This window comes from Mycobacterium sp. (assembly GCF_032161845.1).
Classification (GTDB): domain Bacteria; phylum Actinomycetota; class Actinomycetes; order Mycobacteriales; family Mycobacteriaceae; genus Mycobacterium.
The window spans coordinates 1-17,475 of the sequence record NZ_JAVRQA010000174.1 but is presented as its reverse complement, the minus strand read 5'-3'; the positions used below and the strand labels follow the sequence as shown (position 1 = coordinate 17,475).

The 17,475-nt window shown below is 67.2% G+C and carries 17 protein-coding genes and 1 tRNA gene; 14 read left to right on the top strand and 4 right to left on the bottom strand.

What is annotated here, in order from left to right; translation table 11 throughout:
• Positions 1-32 precede the first annotated feature (32 nt).
• From steA to QOD90_RS10025, 6 genes are all read left to right on the top strand, one after another.
• Complete coding sequence (steA, locus tag QOD90_RS10050) at positions 33-1,217, top strand: putative cytokinetic ring protein SteA (RefSeq protein ID WP_526349163.1); 1,185 nt, start codon at positions 33-35, stop codon at positions 1,215-1,217.
• 31 nt (positions 1,218-1,248) lie between these two features.
• Positions 1,249-2,190 (top strand): copper transporter, encoded by a 942-nt coding sequence (locus tag QOD90_RS10045; RefSeq protein ID WP_526349161.1) that lies wholly within the window; start codon positions 1,249-1,251, stop codon positions 2,188-2,190.
• Positions 2,191-2,321: 131 nt separating this feature from the next.
• A complete protein-coding gene (gene pyrG, locus QOD90_RS10040) occupies positions 2,322-4,070 on the top strand; it encodes a CTP synthase (RefSeq protein WP_526349159.1) in 1,749 nt (582 codons plus the stop codon).
• Entirely contained in the window at positions 4,063-4,686 is a 624-nt protein-coding gene (locus QOD90_RS10035) for an NUDIX domain-containing protein (protein WP_526349157.1), read from the top strand. The genes pyrG and QOD90_RS10035 overlap by 8 nt, the downstream gene beginning before the upstream one ends.
• 17 nt (positions 4,687-4,703) lie before the next feature.
• Positions 4,704-5,630, top strand: coding sequence for a site-specific tyrosine recombinase XerD (xerD, locus tag QOD90_RS10030; RefSeq protein ID WP_526349165.1), 927 nt, complete (start codon positions 4,704-4,706; stop codon positions 5,628-5,630).
• 2 nt (positions 5,631-5,632) lie between these two features.
• Positions 5,633-6,802: a flavin-containing monooxygenase gene (locus tag QOD90_RS10025; RefSeq protein ID WP_526349155.1), complete on the top strand. Its 1,170-nt coding sequence runs from the start codon at positions 5,633-5,635 to the stop codon at positions 6,800-6,802.
• 4 nt (positions 6,803-6,806) lie between these two features.
• Here the strand turns inward: QOD90_RS10025 and QOD90_RS10020 are convergent, their stop codons facing one another.
• Positions 6,807-7,559, bottom strand: a complete 753-nt coding sequence (locus QOD90_RS10020) for an O-methyltransferase (RefSeq protein ID WP_526349153.1) — start codon at positions 7,557-7,559, stop codon at positions 6,807-6,809.
• Between the two features lie 119 nt (positions 7,560-7,678).
• On the opposite strand from QOD90_RS10020, the gene QOD90_RS10015 reads away from it, so the two are divergent.
• From QOD90_RS10015 to QOD90_RS09985, 7 genes are read left to right on the top strand one after another with little or no spacing between them, the layout of a single operon-like run.
• Entirely contained in the window at positions 7,679-8,542 is an 864-nt protein-coding gene (locus QOD90_RS10015) for a ParA family protein (protein ID WP_526349151.1), read from the top strand.
• The gene (locus QOD90_RS10010) at positions 8,539-9,351 is read left to right on the top strand and encodes a segregation/condensation protein A (protein ID WP_526349149.1); all 813 of its coding nucleotides are present in this window, start codon (positions 8,539-8,541) and stop codon (positions 9,349-9,351) included. The genes QOD90_RS10015 and QOD90_RS10010 overlap by 4 nt, the downstream gene beginning before the upstream one ends.
• A gap of 10 nt (positions 9,352-9,361) precedes the next feature.
• Positions 9,362-10,081, top strand: coding sequence for an SMC-Scp complex subunit ScpB (gene scpB, locus QOD90_RS10005; protein ID WP_526349147.1), 720 nt, complete (start codon positions 9,362-9,364; stop codon positions 10,079-10,081).
• Position 10,082: 1 nt separating this feature from the next.
• Positions 10,083-10,829, top strand: a complete 747-nt coding sequence (locus tag QOD90_RS10000) for a pseudouridine synthase (RefSeq protein WP_526349145.1) — start codon at positions 10,083-10,085, stop codon at positions 10,827-10,829.
• Positions 10,826-11,512, top strand: a complete 687-nt coding sequence (gene cmk, locus QOD90_RS09995; protein WP_526349143.1) for a (d)CMP kinase — start codon at positions 10,826-10,828, stop codon at positions 11,510-11,512. Before QOD90_RS10000 ends, cmk begins: the two co-directional genes overlap by 4 nt.
• Positions 11,509-12,945 (top strand): ribosome biogenesis GTPase Der, encoded by a 1,437-nt coding sequence (gene der, locus QOD90_RS09990; RefSeq protein ID WP_526349141.1) that lies wholly within the window; start codon positions 11,509-11,511, stop codon positions 12,943-12,945. The genes cmk and der overlap by 4 nt, the downstream gene beginning before the upstream one ends.
• Positions 12,946-12,986: 41 nt before the next feature.
• Positions 12,987-13,760 (top strand): sulfite exporter TauE/SafE family protein, encoded by a 774-nt coding sequence (locus QOD90_RS09985; RefSeq protein ID WP_526349139.1) that lies wholly within the window; start codon positions 12,987-12,989, stop codon positions 13,758-13,760.
• Here QOD90_RS09985 and QOD90_RS09980 read toward each other — a convergent pair.
• Positions 13,757-14,827, bottom strand: coding sequence for an aldo/keto reductase (locus QOD90_RS09980; RefSeq protein WP_526349137.1), 1,071 nt, complete (start codon positions 14,825-14,827; stop codon positions 13,757-13,759). The genes QOD90_RS09985 and QOD90_RS09980 overlap by 4 nt on opposite strands.
• Positions 14,828-14,850: 23 nt before the next feature.
• Positions 14,851-16,344, bottom strand: a complete 1,494-nt coding sequence (locus QOD90_RS09975; RefSeq protein WP_526349135.1) for a cryptochrome/photolyase family protein — start codon at positions 16,342-16,344, stop codon at positions 14,851-14,853.
• Positions 16,345-16,455: 111 nt separating this feature from the next.
• Here QOD90_RS09975 and QOD90_RS09970 point away from each other — a divergent pair.
• Positions 16,456-16,532: transfer RNA gene (locus QOD90_RS09970), tRNA-Pro, on the top strand.
• A 272-nt stretch (positions 16,533-16,804) separates the two neighbouring features.
• Here the strand turns inward: QOD90_RS09970 and QOD90_RS09965 are convergent.
• Positions 16,805-17,407 carry a hypothetical protein gene (locus tag QOD90_RS09965; protein WP_526349133.1) on the bottom strand — a complete coding sequence of 201 codons (603 nt, stop codon included), beginning with the start codon at positions 17,405-17,407 and terminating at the stop codon, positions 16,805-16,807.
• Between the last annotated feature and the right edge of the window lie 68 nt (positions 17,408-17,475).

Here is a 17,475-nt window from a genome sequence, read left to right as displayed (position 1 = left end):
TCAACTTGAGGGTTGGCCGACAGAATCCCCCTATGAAGATGTCTGCGCTTCTTTCGCGTAATGCTGGCTCCCGACCCGGTGTATCCGGTACGGCCCGCGTCGACCGCGACATCGACCGACTGCTTCGACGAGTGGGCCCCGGAGACGTCGTCGTGATGGACGCCCTCGACCTCGACCGCATCACGGCCGACGCCCTGGTCGACGCCAACATCGCCGCCGTCGTCAATGCCTCTCCGTCGATCTCGGGCCGCTACCCGAACCTCGGACCCGAGGTGCTCGTCGCCAACGGCGTCATGCTGATCGACGAGGCGGGCCCCGAGGTCTTCAAGAAGATCAAGGATGGCGCCAAGGTCCGGCTGCACAACGGCGGCGTCTACGCCGGCGACCGTCGCATCGCGCTTGGCACGGAACGCACCAACGAAGAGATCCACGACCTCATGCAGGAGGCGAAGACCGGTCTGGTCGCGCACCTGGAGGCGTTCGCAGGCAACACCATTGAGTTCATCCGCAGCGAGAGCCCCCTGCTGATCGACGGCATGGGCATTCCGGACATCGACATCGACCTGCACCGCAGGCACGTCGTCATCGTCGCCGACGAGGCAGATGCCGCCGAGGATCTGAAGGCACTCAAGCCATTCATCAAGGAGTATCAGCCGGTGCTCGTCGGCGTCGGGTCCGGTGCGGACGTGCTGCGCAAGGCAGGGCACCGGCCGGCCCTGATCGTGGGCGATCCCGACGAGATGAGTGTCGAGGTGCTGCGCTCCGGCGCCCAGGTGGTGTTGCCCGCGGACGCCGACGGCCACGCCAAGGGGCTCGAGCGCATTCAGGATCTCGGCGTCGGGGCGATGACGTTCCCTGCCGCCGGCTCGGCCGCCGACCTGGCGATGCTGCTGTGCGACCACCACGGGGCCTCGCTCATCGTCACCGCGGGCCACAACGCCAGCATCGAGGAGTTCTTCGACCGCTCCCGCCAGCAGAGCAACCCCTCGATGTTCCTGACCCGCCTCAAGGTCGGCGAGAAGTTGGTCGACGCCAAGGCCGTCGCGACGCTGTACCGCAGCCGGGTGTCCGGCGGTGCGATCGCACTGCTGGTGCTCGCCATGCTGATCGCCGTCATCGCCGCCCTGTGGGTGTCCCGCGCGGACGCCGTCGTCATCGACTGGGTGACGCAGTACTGGAATCAGTTCTCACTGTGGGTGCAGGGCCTGGTCACCTGACCCATCGGCTAGTCAGTTCTCGGGAGGGTACGTGATTTCCCTACGCTCGCATGCGATCTCACTGGCAGCGGTCTTCCTCGCCTTGGCGATCGGAATTGCTCTTGGTTCCGGTCTGTTGTCGAACACGCTTCTGGCGGGTCTCAAGGACGACAAGACCCAGATGCAGAACCAGATCAACGGATTGACCGACGAGAAGAACGGCCTCAACGAGAAGCTCAGCGCCGCAGGTGAGTTCGACGCGCAGATGTCGCCGCGCATTCTCCGCGACGCGCTGAAGGGCAAGTCGGTGGTGATGTTCCGCACCCCGGACGCCGCCGACGACGACGTCGAGGCCATGTCACGGCTGGTCGGGGAGGCCGGCGGAGTGGTGTCGGGGACGATCGCCCTGACCCAGGAGTTCGTCGACGCCAATTCGGCGGAGAAGCTTCTCTCCGTGGTCAATTCGCCGATCGTGCCAGCCGGGCGTCAACTGAGCACAACCTCGGTCGATCAGGGTTCGCAGGCGGGCGACCTGCTCGGCATCGCCGTGCTGACCGGCAAGGACCCGCGTGCCCCCGCAGTCGACGACGGGCAACGCGACGCCGTGCTGGCCGCGCTCCGCGATACGGGCTTCGTTACCTACGGCACCGAGCGGATCGGTGCGGCGGACACCGCACTGATCGTCACCGGCGGCGGACTGGCCGACGGAGCGGGCAACCAGGGCCCGACCGTCGCACGCTTCGCCGCAGGCCTTGCACCGCACGGTTCGGGCACGCTCGTCGCGGGGCGCGCCGGCTCGGCCAGCGGTACCGGCGCGGTCGCGGTGGTCCGCTCCGACGCCAACCTGACCAGCGCGGTGAGCACCGTCGACGACGTCGACAGCCAGTCGGGGCGCATCACGTCGGTGCTCGCGTTGCAGGAGATGGCGAACGGCGGCAAGCCGGGGCAGTACGGCATCGGCCGCGGTGCGGCGTCGGTCACGATCGCGCAATAGCGGACCCACCGGGACATTCCCCGGTCGCTCCGCTCCTGCCCACCGGCGCGTCAGTCACCACTTGTCGGCGTCGGTGTTAGGGTGAGTTTCCGTGGGTCCGCAGGCCCCAAGCCATTCCACGGAGGTTGCTCTTGCCAAGTCAATCGAAGCAACTACGTCGGCACCCGCAGACCACGACCAAGCATCTCTTCGTCAGCGGCGGGGTGGCGTCCTCACTCGGCAAGGGCCTCACCGCCAGTAGCCTCGGCCAGCTGCTCACCGCACGCGGACTGCAGGTGACGATGCAGAAGCTCGATCCCTACCTCAACGTGGATCCGGGCACCATGAACCCGTTCCAGCACGGTGAGGTCTTCGTCACCGAGGACGGCGCCGAAACCGACCTCGACGTCGGTCACTACGAGCGCTTCCTGGACCGCAATCTGTCGGGATCTGCGAATGTGACCACCGGGCAGGTGTATTCGACGGTGATCGCCAAGGAGCGCCGCGGCGAGTACCTCGGCGACACCGTCCAGGTCATCCCGCACATCACCGACGAGATCAAGCGCCGCATCCTCGCGATGTCCCAACCCGACGACGAGGGCAACCGCCCCGACGTCGTCATCACCGAGATTGGCGGCACGGTCGGCGACATCGAGTCATTGCCGTTCCTCGAGGCTGCCCGTCAGGTCCGCCACGAGGTGGGCCGCGACAACGTGTTCTTCCTGCACGTGTCGCTGGTGCCGTACCTCGCGCCGTCGGGTGAATTGAAGACCAAGCCCACCCAGCACTCGGTGGCCGCCTTGCGCAGCATCGGCATCAGCCCGGACGCGCTGATCCTGCGCTGCGACCGGGACGTGCCCGAACCGCTGAAGAACAAGATCGCGCTGATGTGCGACGTCGACGTGGACGGTGTGATCTCCACCCCCGACGCGCCGTCCATCTACGACATTCCGAAGGTGCTGCACCGAGAGGAACTCGACGCCTACGTGGTGCGACGGCTCAACCTCCCGTTCCGCGACGTGGACTGGACCGAATGGGACGATCTGCTGCGCCGCGTGCACGAGCCGCAGGAAACCGTGCGGATTGCGTTGGTGGGCAAGTACATCGACCTGTCCGACGCGTACCTGTCGGTCGCCGAGGCGCTGCGCGCCGGCGGGTTCAGGCATCACGCCAAGGTCGAGATCCGCTGGGTGGCCTCCGACGACTGTGAGACCGATCCCAGAGCGGCGGCAGCGCTGGCCGACGTGCACGGGGTGCTGATCCCCGGCGGGTTCGGCATCCGTGGCATCGAGGGCAAGCTCGGCGCCATCAGGTTCGCCCGCACGCATGGCATCCCGGTGCTCGGGTTGTGCCTCGGCCTGCAGTGCATCGTCATCGAGGCGGCCCGCGCGGTCGGCATCGATGGCGCCAACTCCGCGGAGTTCGACCCCGACACTGCCGACCCGGTGATCTCGACGATGGCCGATCAGCAGGACATCGTCGCGGGGGAGGCCGACCTCGGCGGCACCATGCGACTCGGAGCCTATCCCGCAGTGCTGGAAGAGGATTCACTCGTCGCCAAGGCCTATCAGGCGACCAAGGTCTCCGAGCGGCACCGCCACCGCTACGAGGTCAACAACTCCTACCGCGATCGCATCGCGGAGAGCGGGCTGCGATTCTCGGGCACCTCGCCGGACGGCCATCTCGTCGAGTTCGTCGAATACGACCCTGCGGTGCACCCGTTCCTGGTCGGCACGCAGGCACACCCCGAGCTGAAGAGCAGGCCGACGCGACCGCACCCCCTGTTCGTCGCCTTCGTCGGCGCGGCCCTGGAGTACAAGGCGGCCGAGCGGCTGCCGGTCGAGCTCGCCACGCAACGGGCCAACGGCGCCGAGCTCTCAGAGCCCGTGCATCGTGTCTGATCACGACTTCACCACGGTCGACAGCGAAACGATCTACGTCGGGAACATCTTCGCGCTGCGCGCCGACGAGGTGAACATGCCGGGCGGGCGCACCGCGCGGCGCGAGGTGGTCGAGCACTACGGCGCCGTCGGCATCGTCGCGATGGACGAGAACAACAACGTGGCGATGGTCTACCAGTACCGCCACCCAGTGGGCCGCCGGCTGTGGGAGCTGCCCGCCGGGCTGCTCGACATCGGTGGCGAACCGCCGCATCTCAGCGCCGCCAGGGAACTCGAGGAAGAGGCTGGTCTGACGGCCCGCGACTGGGGCGTCCTGGTCGACGTGGTGTCGGCTGCAGGCTTCAGCGACGAGAGCGTCCGAATCTATCTCGCGACCGGGCTCACCGACATCGGAAGGCCCGAGGCGCACGACGAAGAGGCCGACATGAAGCTGGAGTGGTTCCCGCTGGCCGACGCGGTCGAGATGGTGCTGAGTGGCGAGATCGTGAATTCCCTTGCCGTGGCGGGCATTCTGGCCGCCCGCACCATCGATCGGGACGTGCAGGCACTTCGTCCGATCGACTCACCGTGGCCCGACAAGCCGACCAGGTTCGCCGCGAGGCAGGCCAGTAAGTGACCACCGCGGTCCGGCTCTTGGACGATCAGCTTCAGGGGTACCTCGACCACCTGACGATCGAGCGCGGGGTGGCCGCCAACACGCTGAGTTCGTACCGGCGCGATCTGCGCCGCTACGTCGGACACCTGACGGCGCGCGGCATCGACGACATCGTCGACGTCGCCGAGGCGGACGTCAGCGACTTCCTGGTCTCGCTGCGGCTCGGGGATGAGGATCAGGGCATCACGCCGCTGTCCGCGGTGTCCGCGGCCCGCACCCTCATCGCGGTCCGCGGCTTCCACCGCTTCGCGGCCGCCGAGGGGATCACCGCCCTCGACGTCGCCCGCACGGTGAAGCCGCCGACCCCGAGTCGTCGCCTGCCCAAGAGCATCAGCCTCGACGAGGTGGTCGCATTGCTCGAGGGTGCGGGCGGAGACAGTGAGACCGACGGCCCCCTGACGCTGCGCAACCGGGCACTGCTGGAGGTGCTCTATTCCACCGGCGCGCGCATCTCCGAGGCGGTCGGGCTCGACGTCGACGACGTCGACACGCACTCCCGGTCGGTATTGCTGCGCGGCAAGGGCGGCAAGCAGCGGCTGGTGCCGATCGGCAGGCCGGCGGTCAGCGCATTGGATGCGTACTTCGTCCGCGGCCGTCCAGATCTGGCGCGGCGAGGCAAGGGCACGCCGGCGATCTTCCTCAACGCGCGGGGCGGCCGGCTGTCCCGGCAGAGTGCGTGGCAGGTGCTGCAGGACGCCGCCGAGCGCGCAGGCATCTCCGCATCGGTGTCGCCACACACGCTGCGGCATTCGTTCGCAACGCATCTGCTCGAAGGCGGCGCCGACGTCCGCGTCGTCCAGGAACTGCTCGGGCATGCCTCGGTGACCACCACGCAGATCTACACCTTGGTCACGGTGTCTGCGCTGCGAGAGGTGTGGGCCGGCGCGCACCCGCGGGCCCGCTAGCGATGACCGCACCCGAGAACCAGGTGGTGATCATCGGTGCGGGGCCTGCCGGTCTCGCGGCCGCCGTGTGCCTCAGCGACCTGTCGGTGAAGTCGGTGGTGCTGGACCGTAGCGATCAGGTGGGTGCGTCGTGGCGGTCTCGGTATGACCGGCTGCGGCTGAACACCGGCCGCCAGTACTCGCATCTGCCCAAGCGCCCATATCCCGAGGGCACTCCGCTCTTCCCGACGCGGGACCAGGTCGTCGCGCACCTCGAGGAACACTCCGGCGAACGAGGCATCGAGCTACGACTCGGCACGCCCGTCGAGCGGGTGGTGCGCCGCACCCCCACCGGTTGGGGCGTCGTCACCCCCGACGGGATCATCGGCGCGGCACACGTCGTGGTGGCGACCGGCTACGCGCACGCGCCGTTCCTCCCGGAGTGGCCAGGCGCGGAGTCGTTCGGTGGTGAGGTGCTGCATTCGTCGGCCTACCGGAATCCGGCGTCGTTCGCGGGCAAGCGCGTGGTGGTCGTCGGCGCGGGTTCGTCGGGGATTGAGATCGCCCACGATCTGGCGACCGGGGGAGCTGCCAAAGTGTGGCTGTCGGTGCGCACCCCTCCGAACGTGATGCCGCGAATGGGGCCGTTCGGTCGGTCGAATGACGTGGTCTCGCGACCGCTGTTCCACTTGCCGCCGGGGTTGGCGGACGCGATGTCGCGGCGCGCCAGGTTGGCGGCGTTCGGCGATCTGAGCGAATTCGGCCTGCCGATCCCCGAGGAAGGGCCGTTCAGCAGGGCCCATCGACTGCATGTAGCCCCTTCGATCGTCGACCCCGAGGTGATCGACGCGTTCCGCGACGGCTCGATCGCCGTCGTCGATGCGGCGACGGCCTTCGAGGGCTCGTCTGTCGTGCTGACCGACCGGACCCGACTCGACGCCGACGTGGTGATCGCCGCGACCGGCTACCGCACCGGGCTGGAGCCGCTGGTTGGCCAGCTCGGCGTGCTTACCGACGCGGGCGCACCCAAGGTCGGCGGTGACGTCGCCGCCGAGCCGGGGCTCTGGTTCCTCGGGTTGTGGTCGCGGCCGTCGCTGATCGGCTACACGTCAACGCAGGCGGCGCGGTTGGCTGCGAGAATCGCCAGGGCGATCGCCGAGACCAGCCGGACCAAGAAGAACGAGTCCTTCTAACCGCCTAACCGGCCAGGTAGTCCGACTCGAGCACCAGGTCCGACAGCAGCGTCTGGTACTCGACGTGGGTGGCGTGCTCGACGGTGTTGAACAGCTTGCCCTGCTGCTCGCGCATGTAGGCGCGGTACTTCGGTGCGCCGGGGATGCGGACGTTGTCGGCCACCACGATCGAGCCGGTGTGAAGCCAGCCACGGTCGAGGACGCTCTGCAGGTCCGCGAGGTAGGCACTCTTGTTGTGGTCGATGAACAACAGATCGAGAGTGCCTGCGCTGAAACCACTTTCGGCTAACGCATCGAGCGTCTTGCCGCCGTCGCCGATGGTGCCCACCACGCAGGTGATCCGATCGGCGACCCCCGCGTGCGCCCAGATGCGGCGGGCGACCGCGGCGTTCGCGTCGGCGAACTCGACGCTGAACACCTTCGCATTTGAGGCGGCGCGGGCGATGCGCAGGGCGCCGTAGCCGCAATAGGTGCCGAGCTCCAGGGCGAGGGTCGCCCCGGCCCGGCGTACGGCCGCGTCGAGCAGCTCGCCCTTCTCGTCCCCGACGTTCATGAGCATCGACTTCTCGCGGGCGAACTCATCGATGGTGGCCAGCACGTGATCGATGTCGCCCGCTCGGGCGTTGGCCTCGACGTACGCGGCGGTGGCCTCCTCGCGACCGTCACCGATCTGACCGGTCTTTCCGAAGCCGGGCATCCCGACCGCCATGCGCAGCATCGACCAGCGCAGGAAGGGCAGACGCTGTTTCCAACTCATCTTCGTCACCCTAGTTCCTGAGCCGTCGCGCGGGTCTGGCGTCCGTAGCGTTCTCATCCCGTTAAACTCCAAGCGATGTTCGCCAAGCCCGAAGGTTGCCTGACCGGCGGCGGTCCCGAGTGACCGACGACGCTGGTACCGCCGACGGCACCGGCCACACCGGTCGTCCCCCCCGGGTGATCCCGGAACCGAAGCCCAAGAGCGTGCACGGCCCCGCGAAGGTCATCGCGATGTGCAACCAGAAGGGCGGCGTCGGCAAGACCACGTCCACCATCAATCTGGGGGCCAGCCTCGCCGAATACGGCCGTCGCGTGTTGCTGGTCGACCTCGACCCACAGGGCGCGTTGTCCGCGGGGCTCGGGGTGCCGCACTACGAGCTGGATCACACGGTGCACAACCTGCTGATCGAGCCGCGGGTCTCGGTCGACGACGTGCTGATCAAGACCCGCGTCAAGGGCATGGACCTGATACCAAGCAACATCGACCTGTCGGCGGCGGAGATCCAGCTGGTCAACGAGGTCGGCCGCGAGCATTCCCTGGCCCGCTCGCTGCACCCGGTGCTGGACCGATACGACTACGTGCTGATCGACTGCCAGCCGTCGCTCGGTCTGCTCACCGTCAACGGGCTGGCTTGCGCGGACAGCGTCATCATCCCGACCGAGTGCGAGTACTTCTCGTTGCGCGGGCTGGCCCTGCTGACCGACACAGTGACCAAGGTGAAGGAACGCCTCAATACGAAATTGGACATCGGCGGCATCCTGATCACGCGGTACGACCCACGCACCGTCAATTCGCGTGAGGTGATGGCCCGGGTGCTCGAGCAGTTCGGCGACCTGGTGTTCGATACCGTCATCACCCGCACCGTCCGCTTCCCGGAGACCAGCGTCGCCGGCGAGCCGATCACTACGTGGGCGCCGAAATCCGGTGGTGCACAGGCATATCGGTCGTTGGCGCGTGAGGTCATCGACCGGTTCGGCGCGTGAGTTCGCTAGCACCCGAGGCGTCGCCGCAGGCTGGTTTCCAGGTCCGGCTGAGCAACTTCGAGGGCCCGTTCGATCTACTGCTGCAGCTGATCTTCGCGCACCGGATGGACGTGACCGAGGTCGCACTGCACCAGGTGACCGACGACTTCATCGCCTACACCAGGGACATCGGCCGCCAACTGGAACTCGACGAGACCACGGCGTTCCTCGTGATTGCCGCCACCCTGCTCGACCTCAAGGCGGCCCGGCTGCTGCCCGCCGGCGAGGTGCACGACGAGGAGGATCTGGCACTGCTCGAGGTTCGCGACCTGCTGTTCGCGCGATTGCTGCAGTACCGCGCGTTCAAGCACGTGGCGGTGATGTTCGCCGAACTCGAGGCCGCAGCGCTGCGCAGCTATCCGCGCGCGGTGTCGCTCGAAGAGCAGTTCTCGGACCTATTACCCGAGGTCATGCTGGGTGTGGACGCCGACAGCTTCGCCCAGATCGCGGCGTCGGCCTTCACGCCGCGACCGATACCGACCGTCGGCACCGACCACCTCCACGTCCAGGGCGTGTCAGTGCCCGAGCAGGCGCGACGGTTGCTGAGCATGCTCACCGAGCGCGGGATCGGGACGTGGGCGTCGTTCTCGGACCTGATTGCCGACTGCGAGACGACCATCGAGATCGTGGGGCGGTTCATGGCGCTGTTGGAGTTGTTCCGTGCCAACGCGGTAGCATTCGACCAGCCAGAACCGCTTGGTGTGCTGCAGGTTTCATGGACCGGGGATCACCCGACCAGTGAATACCTGGCTACGGCGGTGGAAGAGTGAGAAACACGCAATGACTGACGAGTACCCCGGACCCGACGCTGCCCTCGACCTGGGCGACGAGCTGGGCTCCGATCTCGGTATCGACGTCGCGCATCAGCCCGAGATGGACGACGCGGAGCTCGGTGCGGCGCTGGAGGCACTGCTGCTGGTGGTGGACACCCCGGTGACGGTCGATGCGCTGGCGGCGGCGGTCGATCAGCCCGCCTACCGGGTGGCCGCGAAGCTGCGCCTGATGGCCGACGACTTCACGGCGCGCGAAAGCGGCATCGACCTGCGCGAGGCGGGCGGGGGCTGGCGGATGTACACCAGGTCGCGCTACGCGCCGTTCGTCGAGCGACTGCTGCTGGACGGCACCCGCTCCAAGTTGACGCGTGCCGCACTGGAGACGCTGGCGGTGGTGGCCTACCGGCAGCCCGTCAGCCGGGTCCGCGTGAGCGCCGTGCGAGGCGTCAACTGCGATGCGGTGATGCGCACCTTGCTGGCCCGCGGGCTCATTACCGAGTCCGGTGCCGATTCTGACACGGGCGCAACGACTTTCGCGACGACCGAACTGTTCCTGGAGCGCTTGGGGCTGTCGACGCTGACCGACCTGCCCGACATCGCCCCGCTGCTGCCGGACGTGGACAACATCGACGACATCACCGAATCCCTGGCCGACGAGCCGCGTTTCGTCAAACTCGGGGTTGTGCCGAACGATCAACCGCTGGCCTTCGACGTAGACAAGGACTGACATGGCCGACGAAGATGAAGGCACCCGACTGCAGAAGGTGCTGTCCCAGGCGGGCGTTGCGTCCCGCCGTGTCGCGGAACGGATGATCCGGGACGGTCGGATCGAGGTCGACGGCCACATCATCACCGAGATGGGCACGCGCGTCGATCCCGAGAAGTCGGAGATCCGCGTCGACGGCGTGAAGATCCGCTTCGACGACACGATGGTCTACCTGGCGATCAACAAAGAGCGCGGCATGCACTCGACGATGTCCGACGACCAGGGTCGGCCGTGTGTCGGCGACCTGGTCGAGTACCGGGTTCGCGGCAACAAGAAGCTCTTTCACGTCGGGCGTCTGGACGCTGACACCGAGGGGCTGTTGATCTTGACCAACGACGGCGAGCTGGCGCACCGTCTGATGCACCCGTCCTACGAGGTGCCCAAGACCTACCTGGCAACGGTCGTCGGCTCGGTGCCACGCGGACTCGGCAAGAAGCTGAAGGCCGGCATCGAACTCGACGATGGCCCCATTCACGTCGACGACTTCGCGATGGTCGACACGGTCCCAGGCAAGTCCCTGGTGACGGTGACACTGCACGAGGGCCGCAAGCGGATCGTGCGACGAATGCTGGCCGCTGTCGGCTTTCCCGTCACGGATCTGGTCAGGACCGACATCGGCACGGTGTCGCTGGGTGAGCAGAAGCCCGGCAGCATCAGAGTGCTGACCAGTAAAGAGGTCGGCGAACTGTATAAGGCGGTGGGAATGTGAGCAGGCCACTGACGATTGCCGTCGACGGACCGGCGGGCACCGGGAAGTCGTCGGTGTCACGGGGTTTGGCGCGCGAATTGGGTGCGCGTTACCTCAATACCGGTGCGATGTACCGGATCGTGACGCTGGCGGCATTGCGTGCGGGTCTCGATACCGACGACGCCGCTGCGGTGGCCGAGCTGTCGTCGCGTGTCGATCTGGCGGTCGGCTTCGATCCCGATGAGGACCTCTACTTCCTTGGGGGAGAAGACGTCTCGGCGGAGATCCGTGGCGACGCGGTCACCAAGGCGGTCTCCGCGGTGTCGGCGGTACCCGAGGTGCGGACCCGACTCGTCGACCGGCAGCGCGAAATGGCGGACGGCCAGGTGGCCGTGGTGGTCGAGGGCCGCGACATCGGCACCGTCGTGTTGCCCGACGCCGACGTGAAGGTCTTCCTGACGGCATCTGCCGAGGAGCGGGCCCGGCGGCGCAACGACCAAAACGTCGAATCAGGCCTCGGCGACGACTACGACGCGGTGCTGGCCGACGTGAGGCGTCGCGACCATCTGGACACGACGCGCGCAGTGTCGCCGCTGCGGGCAGCCGACGACGCGGTGATCGTCGACAGCAGTGATATGTCCCAGGCCGAGACCGTGGCATACCTCCTCGACCTCGTCGAGCAGCGCGCCGGAGCATCCCGATGAGCGACAACGAGATCGACGGTTCGTCCGGTTCCGATGGCACCTGGGTCGACGAGGGCGACTGGGAGCTTCCACCCGACGGCATCGAGGTGGGCGACCTCGAAGCCGAGTTCGCGCCACCGCCCGTCGTCGCCGTGGTGGGGCGCCCGAACGTCGGCAAGTCCACCCTGGTCAACCGGATCCTTGGGCGCCGCGAGGCTGTCGTACAGGACATTCCCGGCGTCACCCGAGACCGCGTGTCCTACGACGCGAACTGGCTGGGCCGTCGCTTCATGGTGCAGGACACCGGCGGCTGGGAGCCCGACGCCAAGGGCTTGCAGCAGAAGGTCGCCGAGCAGGCGACCGTCGCGATGCGCACCGCCGACGCGATCATCCTGGTGGTCGACTCGATCACCGGCGCCACCAGTGCCGACGAGGCGGCGGCCAAGCGCCTGCAGAAGTCCGGCAAGCCCGTCTTCCTGGCGGCCAACAAGGTCGACAACGAGAAGATGGAATCCGAGGCGGCGCTGTTGTGGTCGCTGGGGCTGGGGCAGCCGCACCCGGTCAGCGCGATGCATGGCCGCGGGGTCGCCGACCTGCTCGACGCCGTCTTCGAGGTGCTGCCCGAGGTCTCCGAATTGGGTTCCACCACGGGCGGCCCGCGACGGGTGGCACTGGTGGGCAAGCCGAACGTCGGCAAGAGCTCGCTGATCAACCGGCTCGCGGACGAAGAGCGCTCCGTGGTGCACGAGGTCGCGGGTACGACCGTCGACCCGGTCGACTCGCTGATCGAACTGGGCGGAAAGCTCTGGCGCTTCGTCGACACCGCGGGTCTGCGCCGCAAGGTCGGCCAAGCCAGCGGGCACGAGTTCTACGCCTCGGTGCGCACCCACGGTGCGATCGACGCGGCCGAGGTCGTGGTCGTCATGATCGACTCGTCGGAGCCGTTGACCGAGCAGGACCAGCGGGTGCTGTCGATGGTGATCGAGGCCGGCCGCGCCGTCGTGCTGGCGTTCAACAAGTGGGACCTGATGGACGAGGACCGGCGCTATCTGCTGGACCGGGAGATCGACCTGTCCCTCGAGCAGGTGCAGTGGGCGCAGCGGGTGAACATCTCCGCCAAGACCGGCCGCGCGGTGCAGAGGCTGGTGCCCGCCCTTGAGGCCGCGCTCGCCTCGTGGGACAAGCGCATCACGACCGGTCAGCTCAACACGTTCCTCAAGGAGATCGTGGCCGCGACGCCGCCGCCGGTGCGCGGCGGCAAGCAGCCCAAGATCCTGTTCGCGACGCAGGCCACCGCGCGGCCGCCGACCTTCGTGCTGTTCACGTCCGGGTTCTTGGAGGCCGGCTACCGGCGCTTCATCGAACGCAAGCTGCGCGAGAAGTTCGGGTTCGACGGCAGCCCCATCAAGATCAATGTGCGGGTTCGGGAGAAGCGCGCCAATCAGAAGCGCTGACGGCGCAGTTGGTCGATTTGTCGCCCGATAGGATTTGAGTAATGTCCGTCGCCCACATGATTCTCATCGCGTTGGCGGGGGTCGGGGCTGGTGCGATCAACGCGGTCGTCGGCTCCGGCACTCTGATCACCTTCCCCACCTTGGTGGCGCTGGGCTACCCGCCCGTGACCGCGACCATGTCGAACGCGGTGGGCCTGGTGGCCGGTGGCATCTCGGGCACGTGGGGCTACCGCCGCGAGCTGAAGGGCCAGTGGAACCGGCTCAAGTGGCAGATTCCCGGATCCCTGCTCGGGGCGGTCCTCGGCTCTTGGCTGCTACTGCACCTGCCCGAGAAGGTGTTCGTCGCGGTGGTGCCGGTACTGCTGATCGGCGCGCTGCTACTGGTGGTGCTGGGACCGCGGATCCAGGCCTGGGCCAAGGGACGCTCGGGCGACGAGGCGGAGCCAGTCTCGACCAAACGAATGGCCCTGCTGGTCCTCGGCACCTTCGCAGTCGGCGTCTACGGCGGCTATTTCACTGCGGCGCAGGGCATTCTGCTGATTGGCGTGATGGGTGCGCTACTGCCAGAGTCGATGCAGCGGATGAACGCGGCGAAGAACCTATTGTCGTTGTTGGTCAACGTCGTGGCGGCGGCGGCATACACGCTGGTGGCGTTCGACCGGATCAGTTGGCTGGCGGCGGGGCTGATCGCGGTGGGCTCGCTATTCGGCGGATTCCTCGGCGCTCACTACGGGCGCAGGCTATCGCCGAACGCGCTGCGGTTGGTCATCGTGGTCGTCGGGCTGATCGGGTTGTATCGCCTGCTGACCGTCTAGACGTCGGAGCTCTCGCGCCACAGGTCGATGCCGGATTCCGAGGCGTACCGGTCGATTTCGGTGAGTTCGTCCTGGGTGAAGTCGAGGTTGGCGAGGGCGCCGAGGTTCTCGTCGAGCTGAGCGACGCTGGAGGCACCGACGAGGGTCGAAGCCACGGCGGGATCGCGCAGCACCCAGGCCAGCGCGAGCTGCGCCAACGTCTGGCCACGACGCTCGGCGATCCCGGCCAGTCCCCGAAGCCGTTCGCGCACTTCGTCGGTCACCACGTCGTTGTCGAAGGTCGGACGCGCCGTCGCGCGGTCGATGTCGGCTGCGGGGCGCTGCAGGTAGCGGTCCGTCAGGAGGCCTTGACCCAGCGCGGTGAACGCGATCGCTCCCATCCCGGCGTTGGTGAGCTCGGTGGTCAGACCACCTTCGATCCACCGGTTCAGCAGCGAGTAGGAGGGTTGGTGGATCACCAGCGGGGTGCCCATTCGCTTGGCGATGGCCGCAGCTTCGGCGGTCTTGGTCGGTGAGTAGGACGAGATGCCCACGTAGCGCGTCTTGCCCGTCCTGACCGCGGTGTCGAGGGCGCCGATCGTCTCCTCGAGCGGCGTCACCGGATCGATGCGGTGCGAGTAGAAGACGTCGACGTAGTCCAGACCGAGGCGCTCGAGCGACTCATCAAGGCTCGCAAGCAAATACGCGCGTCCGCCGAGCTGGCCGTAGGGGCCGGGCCACATGTCCCAGCCGGCCTTGGTGGAGATGAGCAACTCGTTGCGATAGGGCTTGAAGTCGCGGCGAAGCATCCTGCCGAAGTTCTCCTCGGCGGACCCGTACGGCGGTCCGTAGTTGTTCGCCAGATCGAAGTGGGTGATGCCTCGATCGAAGGCGTAGCGCAACACTTCCCGTTGCCCGTCGAACGGCCGGTTGTCGCCGAAGTTGTACCAGAGCCCCAACGAGATCGCCGGGAGCAGCAAACCCGACGTTCCCACCCGCCGGTAGGGCATCGCGTCGTAACGGTTCTTGGCGGCCACCCAGGGTTCGTGGGTGAAGGGAACGTCGGAGATCGCAAGGTCGTCGGCCATGGGATCAATCGTATGTCGGCGCGTCAGAAGTCCTCGCGCGCGGCTTCCTGCTCGAGCACGGCGTCGAGGTCTTTCAGCCGGTCCATGTTGGCGACCACGCGCTGGGTGCGGTTGTTGTTGGCGAGCATTTCGCGGTTGTGGTGTACGAAGTTCCAGTAGCCGGCCGTGAAGGGGCAGGCGTCGTCGCCGAGACGCTTCTTGGGGTCGTAGGCGCAGTCGCCGCAGTGGTCGCTCATCTTGTTGAGGTAGGCGCCTCCCGACGCATACGGCTTGGTGGCGAGCAGGCCACCGTCGGCGTGCTGGCTCATGCCAAGGACGTTGGTTGGCATCACCCAGCGAAAGCCGTCGACGTAGGCGGTGGCGAACCACTCGGTGAGGTCGTCGGGCTTGTAGCCGCGCTGCAGCGCGTGGTTGCCGAGCACCATCAGACGTTGGATGTGGTGACTCCAGCCGCGGTCGCGGACGCCCATCAGCGCGTGGCGTAGGCACTCGGCGGTGACGGCGTCGGCGTCGAGGTTGGTCCACCAGTCCGGGAGCTTGGTCGTCGCGCCGAGCGCGTTGTTGCGGGTGTACTTCGGGCCGAAGTGCCAGTACAGGTGCCACATATACTCGCGCCAGCCGAGGATCTGACGGATGAAGCCTTCGACTGCGGCGAGGGGCGCGTCCGTGCGTCGATAGGCGGCCTCGGCGGCCTCTACGGCGTCGAGCGGGTGCAGCACACCGAGATTGAGGGGGACCGACAGCAGCGAGTGCGACATGGCCCAGTCCTGGCCCATGATGGCGTCCTCGTACGCGCCGAACGACGGCAGCCGGTGCTCGATGAATCTGTCGAGCGCACGCTTGGCCTCGGTCGGGGTGACGGCGAACAGTCGCGGACCGTCGACGCCGACGGTGTCGAGTCGCATTGCGTCGAGGTCCCGGCGGACTCGCTCGTCGACGTCGTCCTCGCGCGGTTGGTAGGGCTTCGGCAGACCGAGGGTCTTCTGCTTCTTGGGTGGCGGCTCGCGGTTTTCCTCGTCGTAGTTCCACCTGTTGCCGACGGGCTCGGTGCCGTCCATGAGGACGTCGAAGCGGCGGCGTTGATCGCGGTAGAAGTCCTCCATGCGGAAACGGGTACGGTCACCGGCCCAGTGTTGGAAGTCCTTGCGCGGCAACGCGAACGTTGGGGTGGGGAGGACGTCGGCGACCAACCCCTGCGCGCGAAGGCGGTGGACGAAGCGTTCCGCGGCGAACGAGGTGGGCTCGTGAACGAGGACCGGGCGGCCGTACCGCTCGAGGGCATCGGTGTAGGTGTCGGCCTCGATGAGCGTGGCACGGTCACCGAGGTCCTCGTCGGCGTGCCGCAGTGCGGAGAGGACGAGGTGCAGTTTTTGGCGGTGGTAGCGGCGTTTCCGGAGCGCCGCGCCGGCCTCGACGAGCAGCACCTCGCGGTGGGCGTGCTCGCCGCCGTACACGGCGGGCCCGAGTTGATCGGCGAACAGCCATAGGGGAGTGTCGTCGCGCGCCTTGGCGGTCACTCCTATCTGTTACCCCCTGCGTGCGCCGGCGACGCGCGCCTGACGCGGTTGGGATTGCAGGTCCTCGCTGCTGTAGCATTTCGACCGCTGCCGGCGATCCCGGCAGCGCCGCGGGCTGTGGCGCAGCTTGGTAGCGCACTTGACTGGGGGTCAAGGGGTCGCAGGTTCGAATCCTGTCAGCCCGACCAGAATTAAAGCAGTACAGAGGCGGCTTCGGAGAGATCCGGAGCCGCCTCTTTACGTTTGATCAAGCGCCTCGATAGCAACACATCTCAGACGTAGAGGATGCCGAGCCGGTCGGCTAGGGCTCCTACCGCAGCGCTATGCCGGGGCGCGTGCACGCCGACGTCGGCGTGCACGCTCCAAGTCGCCGACTGGTCTACGTCGGCCTGGATAGACAGATCCCATCCGACACCCCGGCAGCTGTCCTCCGTGGTACGAAGACTCGGTTGTGTATCGGTTACGCATTCCCTGTGGCGCGACCGATCTCGACCGTCTTGCCCTCGAAGGTGGCGCTGCACGCCGCCACCAGTTGGTAAGACTGGCCGATGAGCGGAGCGGGGAAGTTCAGCGTCGTACTTCCCTTGGCGCCAAGACTGAAGTCGCGGTGTACCGGCATGCCCAGCCCGTTGGCTTCTGTCGCGTCGTAGGTGCAGTCAGCGGCCAGGTCCGACGTGTTCGACACGGTGACGTTGGCCTGAAGAGCTGCCTTCTTGACGCTCATCGTTACGGCGTTTGTCGGCGCGACCGTCTTCACCGGGCACGCATCAGCGACCGGAAGGGTAGGACCGCCGTCTGGACACTGCTTGGTTTGCGGTGGCGGTGGCGCTTGTTGGACCGGCGGCGCTTGTTGCACCGGCGGCGCGTCAGCAGGTTTCGCCGGCGCCCTAAAGGTGTAGTCCGCCCAAGGACCACACCAGTCGCCCTCTAGGTCCTTTTTGCGGCAGCCCTGGACCGAGATCACGCGCGTCCGGTCCGTCCCGAAACCAGGGTCGATGGTGTACCTGGCTGTCTGGCCGTTGATGCACTTGAACTCGTACTCTTGTTGATCGTTGAAAGCCATGACGTGCACGGCGTCGATGACGTAATCACCGTGAACTCGTGCACAACCGCTGATGACGCACACCAAGT